Origin of the sequence: Neisseria sp. P0008.S004, assembly GCF_051962755.1 — a bacterium.
Classification (GTDB): domain Bacteria; phylum Pseudomonadota; class Gammaproteobacteria; order Burkholderiales; family Neisseriaceae; genus Neisseria; species Neisseria subflava_A.
This window is the reverse complement of sequence record NZ_JBQCUZ010000003.1, coordinates 239,988-261,143: the sequence shown is the minus strand read 5'-3', so window position 1 is coordinate 261,143 and position 21,156 is coordinate 239,988. Positions and strand designations below refer to the sequence as shown.

Annotated in this window: 20 protein-coding genes; 9 read left to right on the top strand and 11 right to left on the bottom strand. The window is 51.2% G+C overall.

Annotation, left to right across the window (positions count from 1 at the left end; all coding sequences use genetic code 11):
• Nucleotides 1-228: 228 nt before the first annotated feature.
• The 3 genes from accC to accB form a co-directional block, all read right to left on the bottom strand.
• Entirely contained in the window at nt 229-1,590 is a 1,362-nt protein-coding gene (gene accC / locus ACTHSW_RS04785) for an acetyl-CoA carboxylase biotin carboxylase subunit (protein ID WP_440373774.1), read from the bottom strand.
• Nucleotides 1,591-1,618: 28 nt separating this feature from the next.
• Nucleotides 1,619-1,813, bottom strand: a complete 195-nt coding sequence (locus ACTHSW_RS04780; protein ID WP_039862547.1) for a YqaE/Pmp3 family membrane protein — start codon at nt 1,811-1,813, stop codon at nt 1,619-1,621.
• A 71-nt stretch (nt 1,814-1,884) separates the two neighbouring features.
• Complete coding sequence (gene accB, locus ACTHSW_RS04775) at nt 1,885-2,337, bottom strand: acetyl-CoA carboxylase biotin carboxyl carrier protein (RefSeq protein WP_101756189.1); 453 nt, start codon at nt 2,335-2,337, stop codon at nt 1,885-1,887.
• 355 nt (nt 2,338-2,692) lie between these two features.
• On the opposite strand from accB, the gene queA reads away from it, so the two are divergent.
• Nucleotides 2,693-3,721: a tRNA preQ1(34) S-adenosylmethionine ribosyltransferase-isomerase QueA gene (queA, locus tag ACTHSW_RS04770; protein ID WP_101756188.1), complete on the top strand. Its 1,029-nt coding sequence runs from the start codon at nt 2,693-2,695 to the stop codon at nt 3,719-3,721.
• A 115-nt stretch (nt 3,722-3,836) separates the two neighbouring features.
• Entirely contained in the window at nt 3,837-4,466 is a 630-nt protein-coding gene (locus ACTHSW_RS04765; RefSeq protein ID WP_101756187.1) for a hypothetical protein, read from the top strand.
• An 80-nt stretch (nt 4,467-4,546) separates the two neighbouring features.
• Here the strand turns inward: ACTHSW_RS04765 and gyrB are convergent, their stop codons facing one another.
• From gyrB to ACTHSW_RS04745, 4 genes are all read right to left on the bottom strand, one after another.
• Nucleotides 4,547-6,937, bottom strand: a complete 2,391-nt coding sequence (gene gyrB / locus ACTHSW_RS04760; RefSeq protein WP_101756186.1) for a DNA topoisomerase (ATP-hydrolyzing) subunit B — start codon at nt 6,935-6,937, stop codon at nt 4,547-4,549.
• 194 nt (nt 6,938-7,131) lie between these two features.
• A complete protein-coding gene (prmA, locus tag ACTHSW_RS04755) occupies nt 7,132-8,019 on the bottom strand; it encodes a 50S ribosomal protein L11 methyltransferase (RefSeq protein WP_101756185.1) in 888 nt (295 codons plus the stop codon).
• 90 nt (nt 8,020-8,109) lie between these two features.
• Nucleotides 8,110-8,919 carry a 4-hydroxy-tetrahydrodipicolinate reductase gene (dapB, locus tag ACTHSW_RS04750; protein ID WP_070460532.1) on the bottom strand — a complete coding sequence of 270 codons (810 nt, stop codon included), beginning with the start codon at nt 8,917-8,919 and terminating at the stop codon, nt 8,110-8,112.
• A 9-nt stretch (nt 8,920-8,928) separates the two neighbouring features.
• Nucleotides 8,929-9,324 (bottom strand): outer membrane protein assembly factor BamE, encoded by a 396-nt coding sequence (locus ACTHSW_RS04745; RefSeq protein ID WP_003682810.1) that lies wholly within the window; start codon nt 9,322-9,324, stop codon nt 8,929-8,931.
• 151 nt (nt 9,325-9,475) lie between these two features.
• On the opposite strand from ACTHSW_RS04745, the gene fur reads away from it, so the two are divergent.
• The 3 genes from fur (at nt 9,476) to dapD (ending at nt 11,881) form a co-directional block, all read left to right on the top strand.
• Nucleotides 9,476-9,973, top strand: coding sequence for a ferric iron uptake transcriptional regulator (gene fur / locus ACTHSW_RS04740; protein ID WP_003682812.1), 498 nt, complete (start codon nt 9,476-9,478; stop codon nt 9,971-9,973).
• 77 nt (nt 9,974-10,050) lie between these two features.
• Nucleotides 10,051-10,797 (top strand): leucyl/phenylalanyl-tRNA--protein transferase, encoded by a 747-nt coding sequence (aat, locus tag ACTHSW_RS04735; protein ID WP_440373773.1) that lies wholly within the window; start codon nt 10,051-10,053, stop codon nt 10,795-10,797.
• 262 nt (nt 10,798-11,059) lie between these two features.
• Nucleotides 11,060-11,881 carry a 2,3,4,5-tetrahydropyridine-2,6-dicarboxylate N-succinyltransferase gene (gene dapD / locus ACTHSW_RS04730; protein WP_107792234.1) on the top strand — a complete coding sequence of 274 codons (822 nt, stop codon included), beginning with the start codon at nt 11,060-11,062 and terminating at the stop codon, nt 11,879-11,881.
• 196 nt (nt 11,882-12,077) lie between these two features.
• Here dapD and ACTHSW_RS04725 read toward each other — a convergent pair whose 3' ends face one another.
• The 4 genes from ACTHSW_RS04725 to ACTHSW_RS04710 all read right to left on the bottom strand — a co-directional run bounded on the left by ACTHSW_RS04725 (nt 12,078) and on the right by ACTHSW_RS04710 (nt 17,849).
• On the bottom strand, nt 12,078-12,872 hold the full coding sequence (locus ACTHSW_RS04725) for a glycosyltransferase family 8 protein (protein WP_107810426.1): 795 nt from the start codon (nt 12,870-12,872) through the stop codon (nt 12,078-12,080).
• Between the two features lie 37 nt (nt 12,873-12,909).
• Nucleotides 12,910-14,712, bottom strand: a complete 1,803-nt coding sequence (gene rmuC, locus ACTHSW_RS04720) for a DNA recombination protein RmuC (RefSeq protein WP_440373772.1) — start codon at nt 14,710-14,712, stop codon at nt 12,910-12,912.
• Between the two features lie 1,027 nt (nt 14,713-15,739).
• Nucleotides 15,740-17,104 carry a tRNA uridine-5-carboxymethylaminomethyl(34) synthesis GTPase MnmE gene (mnmE, locus tag ACTHSW_RS04715; protein ID WP_107810922.1) on the bottom strand — a complete coding sequence of 455 codons (1,365 nt, stop codon included), beginning with the start codon at nt 17,102-17,104 and terminating at the stop codon, nt 15,740-15,742.
• 91 nt (nt 17,105-17,195) lie between these two features.
• On the bottom strand, nt 17,196-17,849 hold the full coding sequence (locus tag ACTHSW_RS04710) for an NAD(P)-dependent oxidoreductase (protein WP_070460524.1): 654 nt from the start codon (nt 17,847-17,849) through the stop codon (nt 17,196-17,198).
• A 119-nt stretch (nt 17,850-17,968) separates the two neighbouring features.
• Here ACTHSW_RS04710 and ACTHSW_RS04705 point away from each other — a divergent pair, with 119 nt between their 5' ends.
• The 4 genes from ACTHSW_RS04705 to ubiG all read left to right on the top strand — a co-directional run bounded on the left by ACTHSW_RS04705 (nt 17,969) and on the right by ubiG (nt 21,010).
• Nucleotides 17,969-18,859, top strand: coding sequence for a LysR family transcriptional regulator (locus tag ACTHSW_RS04705; RefSeq protein WP_070460521.1), 891 nt, complete (start codon nt 17,969-17,971; stop codon nt 18,857-18,859).
• Nucleotides 18,856-19,128 carry a GIY-YIG nuclease family protein gene (locus tag ACTHSW_RS04700; RefSeq protein WP_070460519.1) on the top strand — a complete coding sequence of 91 codons (273 nt, stop codon included), beginning with the start codon at nt 18,856-18,858 and terminating at the stop codon, nt 19,126-19,128. The genes ACTHSW_RS04705 and ACTHSW_RS04700 overlap by 4 nt, the downstream gene beginning before the upstream one ends.
• A 472-nt stretch (nt 19,129-19,600) precedes the next feature.
• Complete coding sequence (locus ACTHSW_RS04695; protein WP_070460517.1) at nt 19,601-20,134, top strand: c-type cytochrome; 534 nt, start codon at nt 19,601-19,603, stop codon at nt 20,132-20,134.
• 162 nt (nt 20,135-20,296) lie between these two features.
• Entirely contained in the window at nt 20,297-21,010 is a 714-nt protein-coding gene (gene ubiG / locus ACTHSW_RS04690) for a bifunctional 2-polyprenyl-6-hydroxyphenol methylase/3-demethylubiquinol 3-O-methyltransferase UbiG (protein WP_199900385.1), read from the top strand.
• Nucleotides 21,011-21,156: the final 146 nt, after the last annotated feature.

The following is a 21,156-nucleotide window of genomic DNA, read 5'->3' as shown; positions in this document are numbered from 1 at the left end:
TTCTCATAAATTTCTTGTATCGACATTTTATTTCCTTTTGCTGTTAACTATTAAAACAACTATACAGAAAGGTTTTAACTATTGGAACTATGAAACCGATTTAGAATAGATATAACAAATCAATTATTAAATATCATTAGTTTTAATAAATAATTTAATTGTGAAAAAAGGCCGTCTGAAACTTTATTTTATGTTTCAGACGGCCTTATTTTTAGTCAAAACAAAGGATTATTTATCCAGTTTGGCTTTGCGTTCTTCCAACCAATGTTCCAAGTAGTGGATGCTGACGCCACCTTTTTGGAAGCCTGGATCACTGAACAAGTCGCGATGCAGCGGCGTGTTGGTTTTGATGCCGGTAATCGCCAGCTCGGCAAGGGCTACGCGCATTTTTGCCATGGCTTGGTCGCGGTCTTTACCGACGACGCAGATTTTGCCGATCAGGCTGTCGTAGTAAGGAGGGATGCGGTAGCCTTGGTAGATATGGCTGTCGACGCGGATGCCGAAGCCGCCGGGCAGGTGGCAGCTTTCAATCAGGCCCGGACTTGGAATGAAGTTGTACGGGTCTTCGGCGTTGATACGGCACTCAAACGCGTGGCCTTCGACTTGAATGTCTTCCTGTTTGTATTGCAAAGGCAGGCCGGATGCGATGCGTAATTGCTCTTGGACGATGTCCACGCCGGTGATGAGCTCGGTAACCGGATGCTCAACCTGAACGCGTGTGTTCATCTCGATAAAGAAGAATTCGCCGTCTTCGTACAGGAATTCAAACGTACCTGCGCCACGATAGCCGATGCGTTTGCAAGCGTCGGCACAGGCTTTGCCAATTTTGGCGCGTTCTTCTTCAGTGATGAACGGAGCCGGTGCTTCTTCGATGACTTTTTGGTGGCGGCGCTGCATGGAGCAGTCGCGCTCGGCGAGGTAGATGGCGTTGCCGTGTTCGTCGGCAATCACTTGGATTTCAACGTGGCGCGGACGCTGTAAGTAGCGCTCCATGTAAACCATCGGGTTGCCGAATGCCGCGCCTGCTTCGGCTTTGGTCATTTCAACAGACTGGAGGAGGTCTTCTTTTTTCTCGACGACGCGCATACCGCGACCGCCGCCGCCGCCGGAGGCTTTGATAATGACGGGATAACCGACTTTATCGGCAATTTTGAGGATTTCGTCGCCGTCGTCTGGCAATGCGCCTTCAGAGCCGGGAACGCAAGGCACGCCGGCTTCAATCATGGCGTGTTTGGCGGATACTTTGTCGCCCATCAGACGGATGGTGTCGGCTTTAGGGCCGATGAAGACAAAGCCGGATTGTTCGACTTGCTCGGCAAAATTGGCGTTTTCGGCGAGGAAGCCGTAGCCGGGGTGGATACCGTCGGCTTCGGTGACTTCGGCAGCAGCAATGAGGGCGGGAATGTTGAGGTAGCTTTGTGCGGATGTGGCAGGGCCGATGCACACGGATTCGTCGGCGAGTTTGACGTGAAGGCTGTCTTTGTCGGCTTCGGAATGGACGGCGACGGTGGCGATGCCCATTTCACGGCAGGCACGCAGGACGCGCAGGGCGATTTCGCCCCGGTTGGCGATCAATACTTTTTTCAGCATGATAATCTTTCCGGATGGTTCAGACGGCCTATTGGCGGCCGCCTAATGCGTTGCGGATTTTTTGGTCGGTTTTGTATTGGCTCAAGGCGTAAACCGACCACATGGCTGCCGGTATCCAGCCAACCAGCGTACATTGCAGAATCAGACAGATGATGCCTGCAAATGGACGGCCGATGGTGAAAAACTGAAGCCATGGCAAGAAAATAGCCAAAATCAGACGCATGGTTTGTCCTTAATGAACAGAAAAAGGAATTTCAGACGGCCTTAAAGATAAAGGCCGTCTGAAAAAACGGATTATTCAATGATGAAGAGCGGCTCGCCGTATTCGACCGGAGTACCGTTTTCAACCAGAATTTCTTTAACGACACCGGATTTCTCGGCTTCGATTTCGTTCATCAGCTTCATGGCTTCGATGATGCACAAAGTATCGCCGGCTTTGACTTGTTGGCCGACTTCGACGAAAGCAGCGGCGTTAGGGCCGGGAGCGCGATAGAAAGTACCGACCATAGGCGATTTTTGCGCGTTGGACAAATCGCGAGCGGCAGGGGCGGCTGCTGGAGCGGCTGCCGGAGCAGCAGGGGCGGCAACCGGAGCGGCTGCGGCAGGTGCCGGAGCAGCATAAATAGGAGCTGCGGCGGCAGTGGTACGCGTAATGCGGACTTTTTCTTCGCCTTCGGTAACTTCAATTTCTGCAATGCCTGATTCTTCGACCAAATCAATCAGTTTTTTTAATTTACGCAAATCCATTGCTTTTCCTTTTTAGCGCGGCATAAAGTGCATATTGGGTATGCGCCGCTGTGGTTTTAGATGATTTCCTGAGACGTTGGAAGGCAGGTTTGCCATCCGGCGTTTAAATAATGTCGGAACAGGGCGGAGCCTGAGAAATGAATCTGGTTATTTTCCCGAACTTGTCGGTAAATGTCCAGTAAAAGATAGAAAAAAGGCGTTTTTCGGCGAAAAAAGAAAGGAACGCTGATTTTCGTTAAAAGGTGATTTTTTCAAGAGCGTTTATTCTAATTTATTGGTTTTTCGACAAAACATGCCGTCTGAAAACCAACTTTGCGCGTATAATGGCGCCTGTTTTTTTAAAGTATGCGCGACAATGGATATTTCCGATTTTGATTTTGAATTGCCCGAAAAACTGATTGCCCAGCATCCTCCGGAAGTGCGCGGCAGCAGCAGGCTTCTGGTTGCCTTGCCTACATTGCCGATTGAAGACCAATATTTCGGCGATTTACCCGATTATGTCGCACCGGGCGATGTGCTGGTGTTTAACAATACCAAAGTGATGAAGGCGCGCCTATTCGGCCAAAAAGCCAGCGGTGGCAAAATCGAAGCCCTGATTGAACGGGTATTGGACGCGCATACCGCATTGGCGCATATCCGCTCGTCCAAATCGCCGAAACCGGGTACAGAATTGATTTTTGAAGGCGATATCTGTGCCGTCATGATGGAGCGTGCGGAAGAATTGTTTTGCCTGAAATTTGAAGGCGAGCAAACCGTTTACGAACTTTTAGAGCAAAACGGCCATCTGCCCTTGCCGCCTTATATCGAACGCGCGGCCGATGATGAAGACGACAGCCGCTATCAGACCGTGTACGCCAAATATCAAGGCGCAGTGGCCGCGCCGACGGCAGGTTTGCACTTTACCGATGAATTGTTGGGCCGTCTGAAAGCCAAAGGCGTAGAAACCGCGGAAGTGACCCTGCACGTCGGTGCCGGCACATTCCAACCTGTGCGCGTCGATAAAATTGAAGAACACAAAATGCACAGCGAGTGGTTTGATGTACCGGCCGAGACCGTTGCCGCCGTTGAAGCCGCCAAAGCGCGCGGCAATAAAGTGTGGGCAGTGGGCACAACCTCCATGCGCGCCTTGGAATCCGCCGCACGCGAAACAGGCCGTCTGAAAACCGGTCGCGGCGATACCGATATTTTCATTACGCCGGGCTACCGCTTCAATGTTGCCGACCGATTGATTACCAACTTCCACCTGCCCAAATCAACCTTGCTGATGCTTGTCAGCGCGTTTTCGGGCATGGAGCATATCCGCAGCGTTTACCGTCATGCGGTGGAACAGGAATACCGCTTTTTCAGCTATGGCGATGCGATGATTTTGGGGAAAGCGGAATAAATTTGAAGCGGATTGGAGCGTTTCAAACTGGTTATTTGGGTTGTCCCGACTCCGAATCAGTTGGAACGCTCTACTAGAATACGCGGCTTAAGTAAGTTGCCTAAGGGTCAAATTAATGGATGAGAAAAAAATAGATTTTTTGCTGTATAGCGTACCTGAAAATGTGGACTATACGACGATTCCAGAAGAGCTTGACTTGGAGGATGTGCCGCAAGAGAGGATAGATGGATTAATTGAATTGCTATCCAATGAAAATGAGGTATTGCAATTTGATTCAGCACGCCTGCTTGCTCACTGGGGTATTGATGAAGGCTTTGATACTTTGGTTTTGATGTTTGAGAAAGGGGAGACAGAGGGAATGATTGATCATCGTTTACATGGTTATGATGATACAGATCGGCATATCTTGTCTGCTTTTATCAGTTACTGGGCATCTAAAGCAGATCAGAGTCAGCAAAAAGGTGATGATGCACGTCAGAAAATCTTTCCTCCTGTGGTTAGAATTATTCGTAAAGCATCATCGGCAGATTTTTCTATCAGTGAGTTGTTTTGGCTGGTTACGAAAATGCAGTTTATGGAGTATGTGCCGCTCGTTAAAGAATATCTACAGCATATTATTGACTATCCAAGTAAACGGTATTGGGAAATCCATGATACTGTAAAATCATTATTAGAAATAGAACCACAATTTATTCATGATTTACTTGAAAGTAAACACAAAAAGTTATCGGACTTTGGATTATAAAAAGAATATTGTGAATAAAATAAAAAAACAAAAAGGTCGTCTGAAAATCGTTTTTCAGACGGCCTTTTATCTTTCCATGCTTAGGCGTCGATGTTTTGTGCCAGCAGGGCGTTGTTTTCGATGAAGGCACGGCGCGGTTCGACTTCGTCGCCCATCAGGGTAACGAACACTTCGTCGGCGGCGATGGCGTCTTCGATGCGCACTTTCAGAAGGCGACGGACGGTAGGATCCATCGTGGTTTCCCAAAGTTGTTCCGGGTTCATCTCGCCCAAGCCTTTGTATCGTTGGATGGACATGCCTTTTTGGGCAACGCTCATCAAAATGTCCAAAGCGGCTTCAAAGCTGTCGATGTCGTATTCGTTGTCGCCTTTGTAGAGCTTCGCCCCTTTGCCGACCATGCCTTTGAGTGCGGCGGCGGTTTGGGTAAGGGTTTGGTAGGCTTTGCTGTTGAGGAACTTAGGCTCAAGGTAGCTCACCATCACATTGCCGTGCAGCTTGCGTGTGATTTTGATGAACTGGTGTCCTTCGTGGCCTTCGATGCGTTCGAGTGCAACTTCTTTTTCGTCCAAGAGGCCGCTCAATTCGGCAACGGCGCGGTCTGCGCTTTCTGCTGTGCTGAGGTCGACCGGCGAAGCGTGCAGCATGGCATGCAGGACGAGTTCGTCAATGATGCGGCTTTCTTGCTCGATGACGGTTTTGGCCAACAGGAATTGTTTGGCGGTGTTGGCAAGTTCTTCGCCTTCGATGGTACGGCCGTCTGAAACGATTTTGGCTTTTTCCAAGGCCAAACCGAGCAGCCATTGGTCTTTTTCCAATTCGTCTTTGAGATAGCGCTCTTGTTTGCCGTATTTGGCTTTGTACAAAGGCGGTTGGGCAATGTAGATGTAGCCGCGTTCGACCAGCTCGGGCATTTGGCGGTAGAAGAAGGTCAGGAGCAGGGTGCGGATGTGCGCGCCGTCTACGTCGGCATCGGTCATGATGATGATGCGGTGGTAGCGCAGTTTTTCGGCATTGAATTCTTCTTTGCCGATGCCTGCGCCCAAAGCGGTAATCAGCGTGGCGACTTCTTGGCTGGCCAGCATTTTTTCAAAACGTGCTTTTTCGACGTTCAAAATCTTACCTTTGAGCGGCAAAATCGCTTGGAATTTGCGGTCGCGGCCCTGCATGGCGGAGCCGCCTGCGGAGTCGCCCTCGACGAGGTAGAGTTCGGACAGGGCAGGGTCTTTTTCTTGGCAGTCGGCAAGTTTACCCGGCAGGCCCAAGCCGTCCATCACGCCTTTGCGGCGGGTAATTTCGCGTGCTTTGCGGGCGGCTTCGCGTGCGCGCGCGGCATCGACGATTTTGCTGGTGATGATTTTGGCTTCGGTCGGGTTTTCTTCAAGGAAGTCGGTCAAGGCTTGGTTGATGACTTCGTTGACGACGGGGCCGATTTCGCTGGAAACCAGTTTGTCTTTGGTTTGCGATGAGAATTTCGGATCGGGCAGTTTGACGGACAAAACGCAGGTCAGGCCTTCACGCATATCGTCGCCGGCAGTTTCGACTTTGGCTTTTTTGGCTACTTCGTTGGCTTCGATATAGTTGTTGATGGTGCGGGTCATCACTTGGCGCAGTGCAGTCAAGTGGGTGCCGCCGTCGCGTTGCGGAATGTTGTTGGTAAAACATTGCACGCTTTCTTGGTAGCTGTCGTTCCATTGCATCGCGCATTCGACGCTCATGCCGTCTTTTTCGCCGAACGCGTAGAAGATTTTTTCGTGCAACGGCGTTTTTTTGCGGTTCATGTATTGCACGAAGCCAGCCACGCCGCCGGAGAGGGCGAAGCTTTCGTGTTTGCCGTCGCGTTCGTCAATCAATTCGATGTCCACGCCGTTGTTCAGGAAGGAAAGTTCGCGGATGCGTTTGGCGAGGATGTCGAAGCTGTATTCGACGTTGCCGAAGGTTTCTGCGCTGGCGAGGAAACGCACGGTCGTGCCTTTTTTGTCGGAATCACCGACTACTCGCAACGGCTCTTCGGTTTCGCCGCGCACGAAGCGGACAAAGTGTTCTTTGCCGTCGCGGTAAATAGTCAGCGTTACCCAGTCGGACAGCGCGTTGACGACGGATACGCCCACGCCATGCAGACCGCCGGAGATTTTGTAGCTGTTGTTGTCGAATTTGCCGCCTGCGTGCAGGACGGTCATGATGACTTCGGCGGCGGAGCGGCCTTCTTTCGGGTGGATGCCGGTCGGCATGCCGCGGCCGTTGTCGGCCACGCTGACGGAATTGTCGGCATGGATGGTTACGGTGATTTTGTCGCAATGTCCGGCGAGCGCTTCGTCAATGGCGTTGTCGAGCACCTCGAACACCATGTGGTGCAGGCCGCTGCCGTCCTGCGTGTCGCCGATATACATACCGGGGCGTTTGCGTACCGCTTCCAAGCCTTCCAGCACTTGTATGCTGTCGGCGCCGTATTCTTCGTGTTTTTGGTCAGTCATGGTCTTTTCTTGCTGAATTTCAAGGAATTTTTCCGTGCGCGCAATGAAATGTCAAACGGGCGCGGCGGATGTGTTCCGAAAGGTCAAAATAATAGGCAATTATACCTGATTTTGCTGGAATATTCAGCGTTTTAAGTGCAAAAAGGCCGTCTGAAAGATTAAATTTCAGACGGCCTTTGTATCGGAAAACAGGTTTAGCGTTTGACGCCGCTCAATCGCGCCCAGCCTTCTTCGATTTCGGCAGGCTCGATGTCGAACCATTGGCTGTAAATGCCGCTGAGTTCTTCGACTTGTTCGTCCAAAAGACCGGACAAGACAATGCGGCCGCCTTGTTTGGTACGCGCGGCAAGCATTTCGCCGAGCATACGCAACGGGTTGGCCAGAATGTTGGCGACAACGACATCAAATTGGCCTTGCGGTAGGCCGTCCGGCAGGTAGAACTGCGCATCGACGTTGTTTTGCGCGGCATTGTCTTTGCTGGCGCGGATGGCTTGTTCGTCAATATCTACACCGATGGCGGAGCCTGCGCCGAGTTTGAGGGCGGCAATGGCCAAAATGCCTGAGCCGCAGCCGTAGTCCAACACGCTTTCGCCGCCTTTGAGCTGCGTGTCCAGCCATTTGAGGCAGAGGCGGGTGGTCGGATGGCTGCCGGTGCCGAAGGCAAGGCCCGGGTCGAGTTGCAGGTTGACGGCGTTGCCGTTGGGCGCTTCGTGCCAAGACGGGGTAATCCACAGGCGGTCGGAAATTTGAATCGGGTCGAATTGCGCTTGGGTCAGACGCACCCAGTCTTGATCTTCAAGGATTTCGCCGGTGTATTTCAAATCGTTCAAACCGCATTCCTGCGCGGCGACTTCGATAATGGAAGCGGCATCGTCGCTTTCGCCGAAAAGGGCGATGACTTTGCTTTGTTGCCAGATTTGCTCGGTCGGCATGCCCGGCTCGCCGAAAATGGCCTGCTCGTTTTCTGTACCGGCGTAGGCATCTTCAATGGCGGCGGACAATGCGCCGTGTTCCATCAGCGCGTCGGCAAGGCGTTCGGCGACGGCATCGTTGACGTTGATGGTGATTTGTTGATAGGACATGGTGGGGCTTTCTTTGTTAATAAGGCCGTCTGAAAATCGACGTTGTGCTTTCAGACGGCCTTGTAAGGTATGAAACCTGATGATGCAGGTTTATTGGTTTTTCAAACCCAGTACGTCTTGCATATCGTACAGGCCTTTTTTGCCGTTTGCCCAAACTGCGGCGCGTACGGCACCGGCGGCAAAGGTCATGCGGCTGCTGGCTTTGTGGGTGATTTCCACGCGCTCGCCGTCAGTGGCGAAGAGGGCGGTGTGGTCGCCGACGATGTCGCCTGCGCGGATGGTGGCAAAACCGATGGTGGACGGATCGCGCGGGCCAGTGTGGCCTTCGCGGCAGTAAACGGCGCATTCTTTGAGGTCGCGGCCGAGGGCGTTTGCAATGACTTCACCCATGCGCAACGCGGTGCCGCTTGGGGCATCGACTTTGTGGCGGTGGTGGCCTTCGATGATTTCGATGTCGTAGCCTTCGTTTAACACGCGGGCGACGGTGTCGAGGATGTGGAAGGTCAGGTTGACGCCGACGCTGAAGTTGGCTGCGAAGACAACGCCTGTTTTTTCGCCTGCGGCTTGGATGGCGGCTTTGCCTGCGTCGTCAAAACCGGTCGTGCCGATGATGATGTTGACGCCTTTTTCCACGCATTTTTGCAGGTGTTTCAGGGTTGGCTCGGGACGGGTAAAGTCGATGAGGACATCGCTTTGATCCAGTACGGCATCCACGTCGTCTGAAATAGTAACGCCGGTTTTGAGGCCGGAGGCGAAGCCTGCATCCAAACCCAATACTTCCGAACCGGAATGTTCGAGTGCGCCGGAGAGGACGGCATCGGGATGGTTGTTGACTGCTTCAACCAAGACGCGGCCCATGCGACCGTTGACGCCGGCAATGGCGATTTTCAATGCGCTCATGAGGCTTCCTTATTGCGGCTTGGTTTCGGTGGTCGGAACGACGTTTTGTCCGGCTTGAACCGCTTCGATGGATTTTTGAATGGCATCGCCTTCGGCGCGTGCGAGGACGTCGTTTTCAAAGTACAGGGTCAGGTTGCTTTGTTCTTTGATGATGCCGTTGCGGCTGGTGTTGAAAGTGTAATCCCAGCGGTCGGCATGGAAGGCGTCGCGCAGGAGCGGCGTACCGAGCAGCAGTTGGACTTGGTCGCGGGTCATACCTTGGCGCAGGGAAACAACGGCGCGGGGATTGAGCTCGTTACCTTGAATGATTTTGAGTTTGTAGGATGGAAAGTTGGATACGCGCTCGGCACTGCATGAGGCCAGACCTAAAATAGCGGCGATGGCAAGGCATAAGGCTTTATTCACGGGCTTACCTTTCTGTGTCATTTCGGGAAAGATGTTTATCATCGCTTGAATATTTTCAAAAAGCAAACGATAATCATCTTCTTAATTTTTCTTTTCGCCGATTTTCAATTGCAAGACCGGCGGCAGATTGCCGCCCTTTAACGGCCCAATAGTGGGCAAACGGGCGGAAAGTGCGTATTATAACGGTTATTACCTTACAGGGATATTGAATATTATGGAAAAATTCAGCAACATTGCGCAATTGAAAGACAGCGGTTTGAAAGTTACTGGTCCACGTTTGAAAATTTTGGACTTGTTCGAGACTCATGCCGAGGAGCATTTGAGTGCGGAAGATGTGTACCGTATCCTGTTGGAAGAGGGTGTGGAAATCGGCGTGGCGACGATTTACCGTGTGCTGACCCAGTTTGAACAGGCCGGCATTTTGCAACGCCACCATTTTGAAACCGGCAAAGCGGTTTACGAATTGGACAAAGGCGATCACCACGACCACATCGTCTGCGTGAAATGCGGCGAAGTAACCGAATTCCACAATCCGGAAATCGAAGCGCTGCAGGACAAAATCGCCGAAGAAAACGGCTACCGCATCGTCGATCACGCGCTGTATATGTATGGCGTATGCGGCGAATGCCAAACCAAAACCAAACGTTAAGCAGTTTGTATGTTGATTTTTCAGACGGCCTTGGGCATTTTCAGCCTGAGGCCGTCTGAAACTTTATGGGCTTTACGATGAAGATTCCTTTTCTTGCGCCACGGGATTATCGTTTCCCCGACCCGTCTTACGCTTTGGCAGAATGCGACGGCTTGGTCGGCGTCAGCGGCGATTTGGATACGGGGCGGCTGTTGTCGGCGTATGGGCAGGGGATTTTTCCGTGGTTTAGCCGCGATGGTTGGTTTTTCTGGTATGCGGTTGCGCCGCGAGCCGTGATTGTGCCGGAAAGCCTGCATATAGGCCGTTCGCTCGCCAAAACTTTGCGCCACAAGCCGTATCGGGTAACGGTCAACCGCTGTTTTGAAAAAGTAATTGCCCATTGCGCCAATGTGCCGCGTCCAGAACAGGACGGAACGTGGATAGAACCTGCGTTTCAGACGGCCTATTTGAAGCTACACCATCAGGGGCATGCGCATTCGTTTGAATGCTGGCTGCCGGATGAGCAAGGCGAAATGCAGTTGGCAGGCGGGTTTTACGGCGTGCAAATCGGCTGCGTGTTTTATGGCGAATCGATGTTTGCTTTGCGTCCCGATGCGTCAAAGATTGCGTTTGCCTGCGCCGTACCGTTTTTGGCGGATTTGGGCGTTGCGCTGATAGACTGTCAGCAGGATACGGAACATATGCGCCGTTTCGGTTCGCAGTTGATGGATTTCGCCGACTTTCAGACGGCCTTGAAAGATTTGAACGCGAAACCGTTAAAGCGGAATATCGAATGCGGCGTGGTGGCTGAAAATCTTCTGCAAAAGATTGGCGGCGAAGATTGATTTATCGGCACGGTGTGTCGGCAGAATCGACAGTCTGCATATTGTGATTGGGAAACCGGTTGGAAAATAAATACGATTCAACTCTCTTGAACAGGCCGTCTGAAAATCTTGGCTTAACCAAAATCCGGCCGTGTAACGCTCGGCGCTAATCATGTTAATAGCTGACGAAATCGCTTTTACATGGCAAAATAACGAGTTAAATATTTGTAATAGGGCGGCCTGAATAGGTTTCAGACGGCCCTGATCTCTTGAAGGAATCAACATGTCTTTGCAAAACATCATTGAAACGGCTTTTGAAAACCGTGCCGAAATCAATCCGCATACCGTTACCCCCGAAGTGCGTGAAGCGGTTTTGGAAACCATCCGCCAACTCGACTCCGGCAAACTGCGCGTTGCCGAGCGTTTGGGTGTGGGCGAATGGAAAGTCAACGAATGGGCGAAAAAAGCCGTATTGCTGTCTTTCCGCATTCAGGACAATGAAATCCTCAACGACGGTGTGAACAAATACTTCGACAAAGTGCCGACTAAATTTGCCGATTGGTCTGAAGACGAATTCCGCAGCGCAGGCTTCCGCGCAGTTCCGGGTGCGGTTGCCCGCCGTGGCAGCTTTGTGGCGAAAAATGTCGTGTTGATGCCTTCTTATGTCAATATCGGCGCATACGTTGACGAAGGTGCGATGGTCGATACTTGGGCGACTGTCGGTTCTTGCGCGCAAATCGGTAAAAACGTGCACTTGAGCGGCGGTGTCGGTATCGGCGGAGTCCTCGAGCCTCTGCAAGCCAGCCCTACCATTATTGAAGACAACTGCTTTATTGGTGCGCGTTCTGAAATCGTTGAGGGCGTGATTGTCGAAGAAGGCAGCGTGATTTCTATGGGCGTATTCATCGGTCAATCCACAAAAATCTTTGACCGTACTACCGGCGAAATCTATCAAGGCCGCGTACCGGCTGGTTCGGTTGTCGTATCCGGCAGCATGCCTTCCAAAGACGGCAGCCACAGCCTCTACTGCGCAGTTATCGTCAAACGCGTGGACGTGCAAACCCGTGCGAAAACCAGCGTGAATGAATTGTTGCGCGGTATCTAATCGGATAACGATAACGCTGATTGAAGGTGGTATGCTCACTCTATGGTTAGTTTTGAACAAAAAAACAGGCAGAATGTTCTGCCTGTTTTTTTATGGCTTAAAGGCCGTCTGAAACGATTTCAGACGGCCTTTTGTTTTTGATGATGGGTTGTTTTAAGGTCAATTGAGGCAAGGGAAGGGTATTCCCTTTCTGGGACTACGCTTCCGGCCAGTCGGCGCAATAGTATTGCCAATAGATTTCTTCAAAAGGAATCTTGCCGTAATCGCACAACCACGGTTTGGCGCGTGTGGTGTAGTGGATAACGGGCGGGACGGTGTCAGGTTTGGGGAATATTTCGCCGAGATTTCGTTTTTGGAAATATTGGACTGCGCCTGTTTGAAAATTCCAAGATTCTTCCAATTGCAGCCAATTTTTTTGAAATACGGTGTTTAGAAAGCATTGGTCGCCGTAGGGAACGGATTTGTCAATGGTGGCAGCAGTTTGCAGCAGTTGCGCCGCGATATTCTGTTCCCGCCATTGCGCCAGGTCGACCAACAACATACCGGAATTGAAATAGGGCGTAGTGTGCAGGCCGGTCGGGTGATTCCATTCGGTACGGGCAAGAAAGGAGTCTTGTACCGCCGCAACGGGATAACCGTGCATATCGAGGTTGAACAAATCGTGCAGGGATTGGGTAACCACCATATCGCTGTCGAGATACAGGGCGCGGTCGACAGGAAGGTGCTGCATCATCAGACGGAAAAATGCGGCATCCGAAATATGGGGTAGGCGGCGATATTGGCTGAAGTCCATCTCGATTTTGACATCATTCAGACGGCCGCCGCTGGCCGCGAGCTTTTGGTTGGTATAGTCGATCCATTCCCGTCTGAAGGTATTGTGCATGAGGTAGAAATTGACATTTGTGTTGTGTGTGCAGACGGACTTCATCAGTGTATGAACCTGCTCGGCATAACCGGTATCGGCGGCAAGGACGATGGTGATGTTGCTCATTGTTAAATTCCCTTTATTTGCAATGTCTTAAGTTTTATCAGTCATTTTCTTGGTCTTGTGCGGTCGGTAAAGCGGCGTGGTCTTCGTTTTCCGACATGGCTTTTTCTAATAAATCGCGTTGCAGTTGCTTACCGGCTTTGATGCCCAATTTGCGCAGTTTTTCGGTGCTGCTGATGAGGTTGCCCCTGCCGGAAACCAAGCGGCCATAGGCCGTCTGAAACTGAGATTGAGCCTGACCAAGCGCTTTGTTGATGCCGTCCATGCTTTCGACAAAGCCAACAAATTTGTCATAAAGTTTGCTGCCTGCCTCGGCAATGGCCAGTGCGTTTTGGTTTTGTTGCTCATTGCGCCAGATGTTGGCAACGGTGCGCAGGGTGGCGAGCAGGGTGCTGGGGCCGGTCAGCATGATGCGTTTGTCGAAACACTCTTGGAAGAGGTTTGGATCGTGTTGCAGGGCGAGGAGGTAGGCCGGTTCGACAGGGACGAACATAAAGACGAAGTCCAACGTTTTGACACCCTCAAGGTCGGTGTAATCCTTCGCTGCCAAGCTTTTGATGTGGGCGCGGATGCTGGCGACGTGGTTGGCAAGCTCGCGCTCTGCTTCTGCGCCGGTGCTTTGCGTATAGCGGACGTAGGCGGTCAGCGATACTTTGGAGTCGATGACGATTTGTTTGTTGTCGGGCAGATTGATGAGGACGTCGGGCTGGAGGCGGCGTTGGGTGCCGTCTGCTTCGTGGCGGATGCTGGAAGCTTGAACGATGTATTCGCGACCTTTTTGCAGGCCGGAATTTTCCAATACGCTTTCCAAAATCATCTCGCCCCAGTTGCCTTGGGTTTTGTTTTGCGTGCCGGTCAGTGCAGTGGTCAGCGCTTTGGCATCGTGGTGGAGCTGGGTATTGAGGGTTTGCAGGCGTTTGAGTTCGTTTTCGATGGTCAGGCGCTCTTTGGCTTCTTTTTCATAAGTCTGCTGAACCAGCTCGCTGAAGCCGTGGATGCGTTCGTTGAGCGGATTGAGCAGTTGCTGAAGATGGTCGTGGTTTTGTTCGGTAAAGCGGCGGCTTTTCTCTTCCAAAATAGTGTTGGCGAGGTTTTGGAACTGGTCGCTCAGGTTTTTACGCGCATCTGCCAACAGGGCCAATTTTTCTTCGGCAGCCTGACGGTCTTTTTCCGATTGGGTGTTGAGGCGCTCGTTTTGGACTTGAAGCGCGTGGTTTTGCTCTAAAAGGGCGGTGTATTCTTGTTTCAGACGGCCTTTTTCGGCTTCCTGTTGCTGTAAAAGGCTGTTTTTGTCGTCAATATTGGCTTTTTCTTGCGTCAGTTGTGTGGAGAGGCGTTCGTTTTGGACTTGCAGCGCATGGTTTTGCTCCAAAAGTGTGTCGTAGTCTTGTTTCAGACGGCCTTTTTCCGTTTCCTGCTGCTGTAAAAGCGTATTTTTATCCGCACTCAATGCCTGTTCTTGAGCTAGCTGCGTGTTTAGGCGTTCGTTGTTGATTTGCAGGTTTTGCGCGCTTTGCTGCCATTTTGCACATTCGTGTTTTAAAGCTTCGGCTTCGGCCTCGCAATCTTGCAGATAGGCAATCTGTTTTTCGGCTGCGGCAAAGCGGTTGCCTGTCTCCTGCAATTCGTCTTGCAATTCCTGCACGGTATGGCGGCTTTGCGCCAAGTCCGCCGCAGTTTGAGCCTGCACCTGTTCGGCAAACTCATGTAGGCGGCGACTTTCGGCCAATTCTTGCAAAACAATAAAGTGTCGGCTTTGGGCTTGGTAGCGTGTTATCAGCCAAGCAAACAGCGCGCCGATAAAAAATGCGGCCGCGCCGGTCAGGATTAGGGTGTTGTTCATGCTAGAAATAGTCAATATGCAGAATGTTTCACTATATCATATATTTGCAGCGCATTTTATGGTCGGATATGCGCTAGAAACGTATGTTTTCTTTAAAAGAAGCTATCAAAGGTATTGGTTTTGACTAAATGAATATTTGGTTTGCAAAAAATATAATTTTGTAACATTTTGAATTTAAAAATATATTTAATTTAGAGTGCGATTTTACAACAAAAAAGGAGGGATTTTATGGGCGCAACAAGATACGTTTGTAGTGTGTATGTAATTAAGACATCGGTGTCATTGAGAAAGACATCGGTGTCATTTTCAAAACAAAATATAAATTAACTAAAAGCTTTATTATGTATGTTTTTAGTATTTTATATTTACGGAAAAGTTGTATTAATTAACGATTAACACGGTATGATTCGTCCTGTCGGCAGCGAAGATGTCGGCGAAAAAATGTGTATGTTGTTAAATAACATTTTGTATCTATGAAAAAGGACTACTTAAAATGGGATATTTAATAACGTTTGCCACCGCTTCTTTAATTGGCATGTCGGCATACCGGCTTCCGTCCTCGGCATCGCCTACAATATCGAAACGGTAGTACACAAATAATTCAATCATAAACGAATTAATTACAATACTTCAGAAAACGCAACTTAGGCCGTTTTTCGGCCGACAGACAAGAAAGTGAGACAAACAATGAAAACTTTAATCAAACTGGCAGCCGCCTCTTTAATCGGTATGTCCGGCCTGACCGTCGGCGCAACCAATATCGCCCACAACATGGCTGATGCCGACAAATAAAAAAATACACAACACACCCTTAAATACACAGAAAAGAGTTAAAATGAAAACATTAATCAAATTGGCTGCGGCTTCTTTGATCGGCATGTCCGGTTTGACAGTTGGCGCAACCAATATTGCAAAAAATATGGCAGAAGCTGCCAATAAATAAATGCAAGTGAAATTAAGCTTGTTTTGGTGATAAAAAAGGCCGTCTGAACATTCAGACGGCCTTTGTCTTTGACGGCAAACCGTTTTATTTGCCGATACAGAAGCGCGAGAAAATCACGCCCAGCAAATCGTCTGCGGTAAATTCACCAGTGATTTCGCTGCACGCGTTTTGGGCGAGGCGCAGGTGTTCGGCGAAAAGCTCGATTTGATTGTTGTTGCAGAGGGCGGCATTTTCCAGCTCGGTTTCGGCTTCGTGCAGGGCATTGAGGTGGCGGCTGCGGGCGAGGAACAGACTTTCACTTTCGCCCTGCCAGCCGACTTCCTGCAACAGCGCGTGTTGGAGCAAATCGAGGCCGACGCCGGTTTTGGCGGATAGGCTGATAACGCTTTCTGCGCCGGTTTGCGCAAGGCCGTCTGAACGGACGGCGACGGGCTCGCCGGTCAGGTCGGCTTTGTTGTGGATTTCGATTTTTTTCAAACCTTCGGGCAGGCTGTTCAAAATGGCTTGGGTTTTGGCGTTCACGCCTTCGCGCGGGTCAATCAGGATCAGGGCGACATCGGCTTCGGAGACGGCTTTGCGGCTGCGCTCGATACCGATTTGTTCGACCACGTCGTCGGTTTCGCGCAGGCCTGCGGTGTCGATAATGTGGACAGGCACGCCGTCGAGGGTGATTTGTTCGCGCACGGTGTCGCGAGTGGTGCCTGCGATGTCGGTTACGATGGCGATGTCGTCGCCAGCCAAGGCGTTGAGCAGACTGGATTTGCCGACGTTGGGCGCGCCGACGAGGACAACGTTCATGCCTTCGCGCAAAATTGCGCCTTGTTCCGCGCTGGCGAGGACGGTTTTCAGACGGCCTTGCAGGGCTTGGAGCTTGCCGCGCGCGTCGGCGGCTTCGAGAAAGTCGATGTCTTCTTCGGGAAAGTCCAGCGTGGCTTCAACCAGCATCCGCAAAGTAATAAGGTCGTCCACCAGCTCGTGTATGTGTTGGGAGAACGCGCCTTTGAGTGAACGCAACGCCATGCGTGCGGCGGACTTGCTGGAGGCGTCGATGAGGTCGGCGACGCTTTCGGCTTGGGCAAGGTCGAGTTTGTTGTTGAGGAAGGCGCGTTTGGTAAATTCGCCCGGCTCCGCCATGCGTGCGCCCAGTTCGAGGCAGCGTGAAAGCAGCATGTCCATCACGACGGGGCCGCCGTGTCCCTGCAATTCAATCACGTCTTCGCCGGTGAAGCTGGCGGGGGCGGCGAAATAGAGCAGGATGCCGTTGTCTATCGGCTGCCCGTCGTCGCCGAGAAAGTCGGTGTAAAGCGCGGTGCGCGGTTTGGGTGTTTTGCCGCCGCTGAGGGTTTGCGCCAAAGGCAGCAGGTTTTTGCCGGAAAGACGGATCACGCCGACGCCGCCGCGTCCGGGTGCGGTGGCGATGGCGGCGATGGTGGGTTGGGTTGCGGACATGAGAACTCGCGTATATATAAATTTAATGTGCCTATTATAGCAAAAGGCCGTCTGAAACTTTGGGTTTCAGACGGCCTTTAAATTAAGACGATTAAACGGCGACGGTAAAGCGCTCAAACAAATGCGCTTTGTTTTCCACATCGTCGGCGATGGCGACTGCCAAATCGGCCACGCTGATGCCTGCCGGAATTTCACCCTCCATCAGCAAATCGTCTTTGCCCAAACGGTATTTGCCGGTTTTGTCTTCGCTGAAACCGCCGGTCGCACCCAGTCGTGCAGGAGGGGAAACGAAAGACCAGTTCACGTCGCGGCGCGGCAGGAGTTCTGCCAAGAGATGGCGTGCGGCATTGGCACCGTCGAAAATTTCTTTTGGGAAGTCAGGCGTATCGATAACTTGCAAACCGGGTGCCACATACAGGCTGCCCGCGCCGCCGACGACCAACAAATAAGGCACTTGCGCTGCTTTTGCCGCTTCGACGATGCTGTTTGCGCCGCGTGTGAAATCCGCGCCGATGTTCGGATTGGTCCAGCCCGGGTTGAACGCGCTGACCACGGCATCAAAACCGGCCAGTTTGTCGGCAAAATCTGCTGCGTTGACATCTGCGGAGACTGCGGCAACATTTTGCGCTTGGAATACTTTGTCCGTATTGCGGGCGAAAGCGGTCACTTCATGACCGCGGCCTGCCAATTCTTGAACGACTGCGTTGCCGACATAACCTGTTGCACCGATAACTGCGATTTTCATGTTTGACTCCTTGTGGGGATGTGATTGATTAGATGAGTGCATTGTAAGGCCGTCTGAAACGCTTGATAATCCCTGTTTTGCTGTTATGATTGTGAAGTTGAACTACATAATCAGTCGAAATGCAAGACATCAAACCCCTGCTCGTTTTCGCCGCTGTCCTCGAACACGGCAGCATGAACGCCGCCGCTGCCGCGCTGGGCATGACGCCGTCGGCGGTCAGTCAGCACATCAACCGCCTCGAAACCCTGCACGGCATCAAGCTGTTAAACCGCAGTACGCGCAGTCTTGCGCCGACCGATGCCGGCCGCGCCTTGGGCGAATACTGCCGCCGCCTCGCCGCCACGCTTGCCGATACGCGTACCGTTATCGACAATCTGAAAACCGAGCCCGTCGGCGAATTGCGGATTTCCCTGACGTCTACGGTCATCGAATCCCGCGCTTTTCAGACGGCCTTTTCGCGCTTGCAAACCGAGTTCCCTAAAATCCGTCCTATCCTTAATTTCAGCGATACCTTGGACGACCTGCAACACAATCAGACCGACATCGCCATACGCGGCGGCGACCGTGCTTTGGACGATCCCAATCTGGTCGCGCACCATCTCGTGACTTGGCCGTACATCATTTGCGCCGCGCCGGATTATCTTGACCGGCATCCGCCCATTACCCATCCCTCTCAGCTTCATGCACACCGCTGGCTGCATCTTTTACCTGTCCGCACGACCTTGCAAAATGGTGAAGAAAGCTATTTCCTCGACATCGCCGACAGCATTGCCTGTACGCATCTTGCCGCCGTGTGTAACCTGACCGAAAGCGGATTTGGTTTGTCTTTGCAGGTGGGCGGCGAAGTGAGGGAGAAAATTGCACAAGGCCGTCTGAAAGCGGTTTTGCCTGAATGGACATTGCCGCCGGTCAGCCTTTATTTGGTAACGCCTTATCGTGTGCAGTCTGCCAAAACCGAGGTTGCCGTGCGCATTTTTACCGAGAGTTTTGCCAAGGAAGGGGATTTATGAACGCGGAAAATTGGAGCGTTTACCTGATTTTGTGCGAAAACGGCGCGTTTTATTGCGGCATCAGCAACCATCCGCAAGAGCGGTTTACGGCGCACTTGTCAGGAAAAGGTGCGAAATACACGCGTTTGAACAAGCCTGTCGAGATGCGCATCGTTTCAGACGGCCTGAACAAGAGTGAAGCGCTAAAACGGGAAATCGGGATTAAGAAATTGACGGTAGAGCAGAAGCGGGGATTGTGGGCTGAAGCTGAAACAATGATAAAAGACTAATGGCGGCAATGGATTAAATTGTAGTCGGGATATGAATAACCACATAAATAGGTAAGCCTGCTGGTGTCTTTTGGCATGGCCAAGCAGCAAATGTTTATTAACATGATTCAAAAAGGCCGTCTGAAATCTGATTGGGGTTCAGACGGCCTTTTTTAGGACAAGAGTCGGTTTAATGCTCATGGTATTATATGGAAATCTTGTAAAAAGTTGAATTTAAAAAGAAACTTTACAAAATTAAGAGGATAACTGTTTGAACAATAAAATGAAAATTATTACGCTAAATGACAAATGGGCGTAAATTTCTATCTGAGTAGAGGTGTGGTGTCAATATGTTTTTCCTGTTTTTGTGACAAAATCTGATTTATGCCAATATTTATTATAGTGTAGGTCGAACGGATTAGTTTATATGCTAGAATTTTTAAGCTGTTTATATAAAACAGTGATTTAAACTAAAACTAAGGAAAGACAGAACATGAACAAATTACTGATTGCCGTAATGATGATGGCTGGTTTGACAGCTTGTTCCCAAGAGGCTAAACAGGAGACTCAAGAGGCTGCTCAAGCCGTTGCATCTGATGTTAAAAACGAAGTTGCTTCTGCTGCCGATGCTGTTGCGTCTGCCGCTCAAGAAGCTGCCGATAAAGTCGAAGCCGCTGCCAGCAAAGCAGAGGAAGCCGCTAAACCTGAAGAAGCTGCCAAGCCTGAAGAGAAAACCGAAGCGCCTGCCGCTGACGCCAAGCCTGCCGAATCCGCCAAAGTGGACGGCAAAGCTGTTTTTGAAGCGAACTGTAAAGCATGCCACAGCGGCTTGATTCCCGGCGCTCCGGCCGTAGGCAAAAAAGAAGACTGGGCGCCTCGCATTAAACAAGGCAAAGACACCTTGCACAAACACGCCCTCGAAGGCTTCCAAGCCATGCCTGCCAAAGGCGGCAACGGCAGCTTAAGCGACGACGAAGTGAAAGCCGCAGTTGATTACATGGCCAACGAATCCGGCGCTAAATTCTAAATCATGCAGATTGAAACGCACCTTGCTACAAGGTGCGTTTTTTATGGGCAGACGGATGAAAGTTGAAATAGGGCCGATAAACAGGCAAAGGCCGTCTGAAACATTTTATTTTGAAGCACAATCGGCTAAAATCAGGAGAATGATTTTATGCAGGAGCAAACCATGAGCAATCAACACGACAACGTAGATGCCGGCGAAATCGCCAAGTTCAGCCAAATCGCCGACAAATGGTGGGATAAAAACGGCGAATTCAAGCCCCTGCATGACATCAATCCCTTGCGCCTCGACTATATCGACGGCTATGCCGGATTGGCAGGCAAACGCGTGCTGGATGTAGGTTGCGGCGGCGGTATTTTGTCGGAAAGCATGGCCAAACGCGGCGCAGAACACGTTACCGGCATCGATATGGCGGAAAAATCCCTGCAAACCGCCGCTGCCCATGCGGCCAGCCAACACGTTGCCAATATTGATTACCGCTGCATCCGCGTCGAAGACCTCGCCGCCGAGCAGCCGCACAGCTTCGACGTGGTAACGTGTATGGAAATGATGGAACACGTTCCCGATCCGTCCGCCATCGTTCAAGCCTGCGCGAAACTGGTCAAACCCGACGGCATGGTGTTTTTCTCTACCATCAACCGCAATCCCAAATCTTATCTGCATCTGATTGTCGGCGCGGAATATCTGTTGAAATTCGTCCCCAAAGGCACGCACGACTGGAAAAAATTCATCACGCCGGCAGAACTCGCGCGCATGTGCCGCCAAGCCGGATTGGATACCGTCGGCAGCAAGGGCATGACCTATAATTTGTTGAGCGGCCGTTATTCCTTGTGCGACTCGACCGAGGTTAACTATATGGTGACCTGTCGTCCGGCGTAAGGTTACACGGATAAAGCACACGGGCTTGCCCGATATTTGGAACACTATGTCGAAAGCAGCTTGATTCAAATATCGGTAAGGCAAATCAGGCCGTCTGAAAAGAAAAAAGGCATGTGCGATACATGCCTTTTTTGTATGTGCAGAGA

Excerpts from the sequence above, each read along its gene's own strand:
- dapB (WP_070460532.1), bottom strand. The coding sequence starts at position 8,919 with ATGAGCGCATTGAAAATCGCCATTGCCGGCGTCAACGGTCGCATGGGC.
- ACTHSW_RS04725 (WP_107810426.1), bottom strand. The coding sequence starts at position 12,872 with ATGAGCAACATCACCATCGTCCTTGCCGCCGATACCGGTTATGCCGAG.
- aat (WP_440373773.1), top strand. The coding sequence starts at position 10,051 with ATGAAGATTCCTTTTCTTGCGCCACGGGATTATCGTTTCCCCGACCCG.
- ACTHSW_RS04700 (WP_070460519.1), top strand. The coding sequence starts at position 18,856 with ATGAACGCGGAAAATTGGAGCGTTTACCTGATTTTGTGCGAAAACGGC.
- accC (WP_440373774.1), bottom strand. The coding sequence starts at position 1,590 with ATGCTGAAAAAAGTATTGATCGCCAACCGGGGCGAAATCGCCCTGCGC.
- queA (WP_101756188.1), top strand. The coding sequence starts at position 2,693 with ATGGATATTTCCGATTTTGATTTTGAATTGCCCGAAAAACTGATTGCC.
- dapD (WP_107792234.1), top strand. The coding sequence starts at position 11,060 with ATGTCTTTGCAAAACATCATTGAAACGGCTTTTGAAAACCGTGCCGAA.
- ACTHSW_RS04705 (WP_070460521.1), top strand. The coding sequence starts at position 17,969 with ATGCAAGACATCAAACCCCTGCTCGTTTTCGCCGCTGTCCTCGAACAC.
- ACTHSW_RS04695 (WP_070460517.1), top strand. The coding sequence starts at position 19,601 with ATGAACAAATTACTGATTGCCGTAATGATGATGGCTGGTTTGACAGCT.
- mnmE (WP_107810922.1), bottom strand. The coding sequence starts at position 17,104 with ATGTCCGCAACCCAACCCACCATCGCCGCCATCGCCACCGCACCCGGA.
- ACTHSW_RS04780 (WP_039862547.1), bottom strand. The coding sequence starts at position 1,813 with ATGCGTCTGATTTTGGCTATTTTCTTGCCATGGCTTCAGTTTTTCACC.
- ACTHSW_RS04710 (WP_070460524.1), bottom strand. The coding sequence starts at position 17,849 with ATGAAAATCGCAGTTATCGGTGCAACAGGTTATGTCGGCAACGCAGTC.
- prmA (WP_101756185.1), bottom strand. The coding sequence starts at position 8,019 with ATGTCCTATCAACAAATCACCATCAACGTCAACGATGCCGTCGCCGAA.
- accB (WP_101756189.1), bottom strand. The coding sequence starts at position 2,337 with ATGGATTTGCGTAAATTAAAAAAACTGATTGATTTGGTCGAAGAATCA.
- rmuC (WP_440373772.1), bottom strand. The coding sequence starts at position 14,712 with ATGAACAACACCCTAATCCTGACCGGCGCGGCCGCATTTTTTATCGGC.
- gyrB (WP_101756186.1), bottom strand. The coding sequence starts at position 6,937 with ATGACTGACCAAAAACACGAAGAATACGGCGCCGACAGCATACAAGTG.
- ubiG (WP_199900385.1), top strand. The coding sequence starts at position 20,297 with ATGAGCAATCAACACGACAACGTAGATGCCGGCGAAATCGCCAAGTTC.
- ACTHSW_RS04765 (WP_101756187.1), top strand. The coding sequence starts at position 3,837 with ATGGATGAGAAAAAAATAGATTTTTTGCTGTATAGCGTACCTGAAAAT.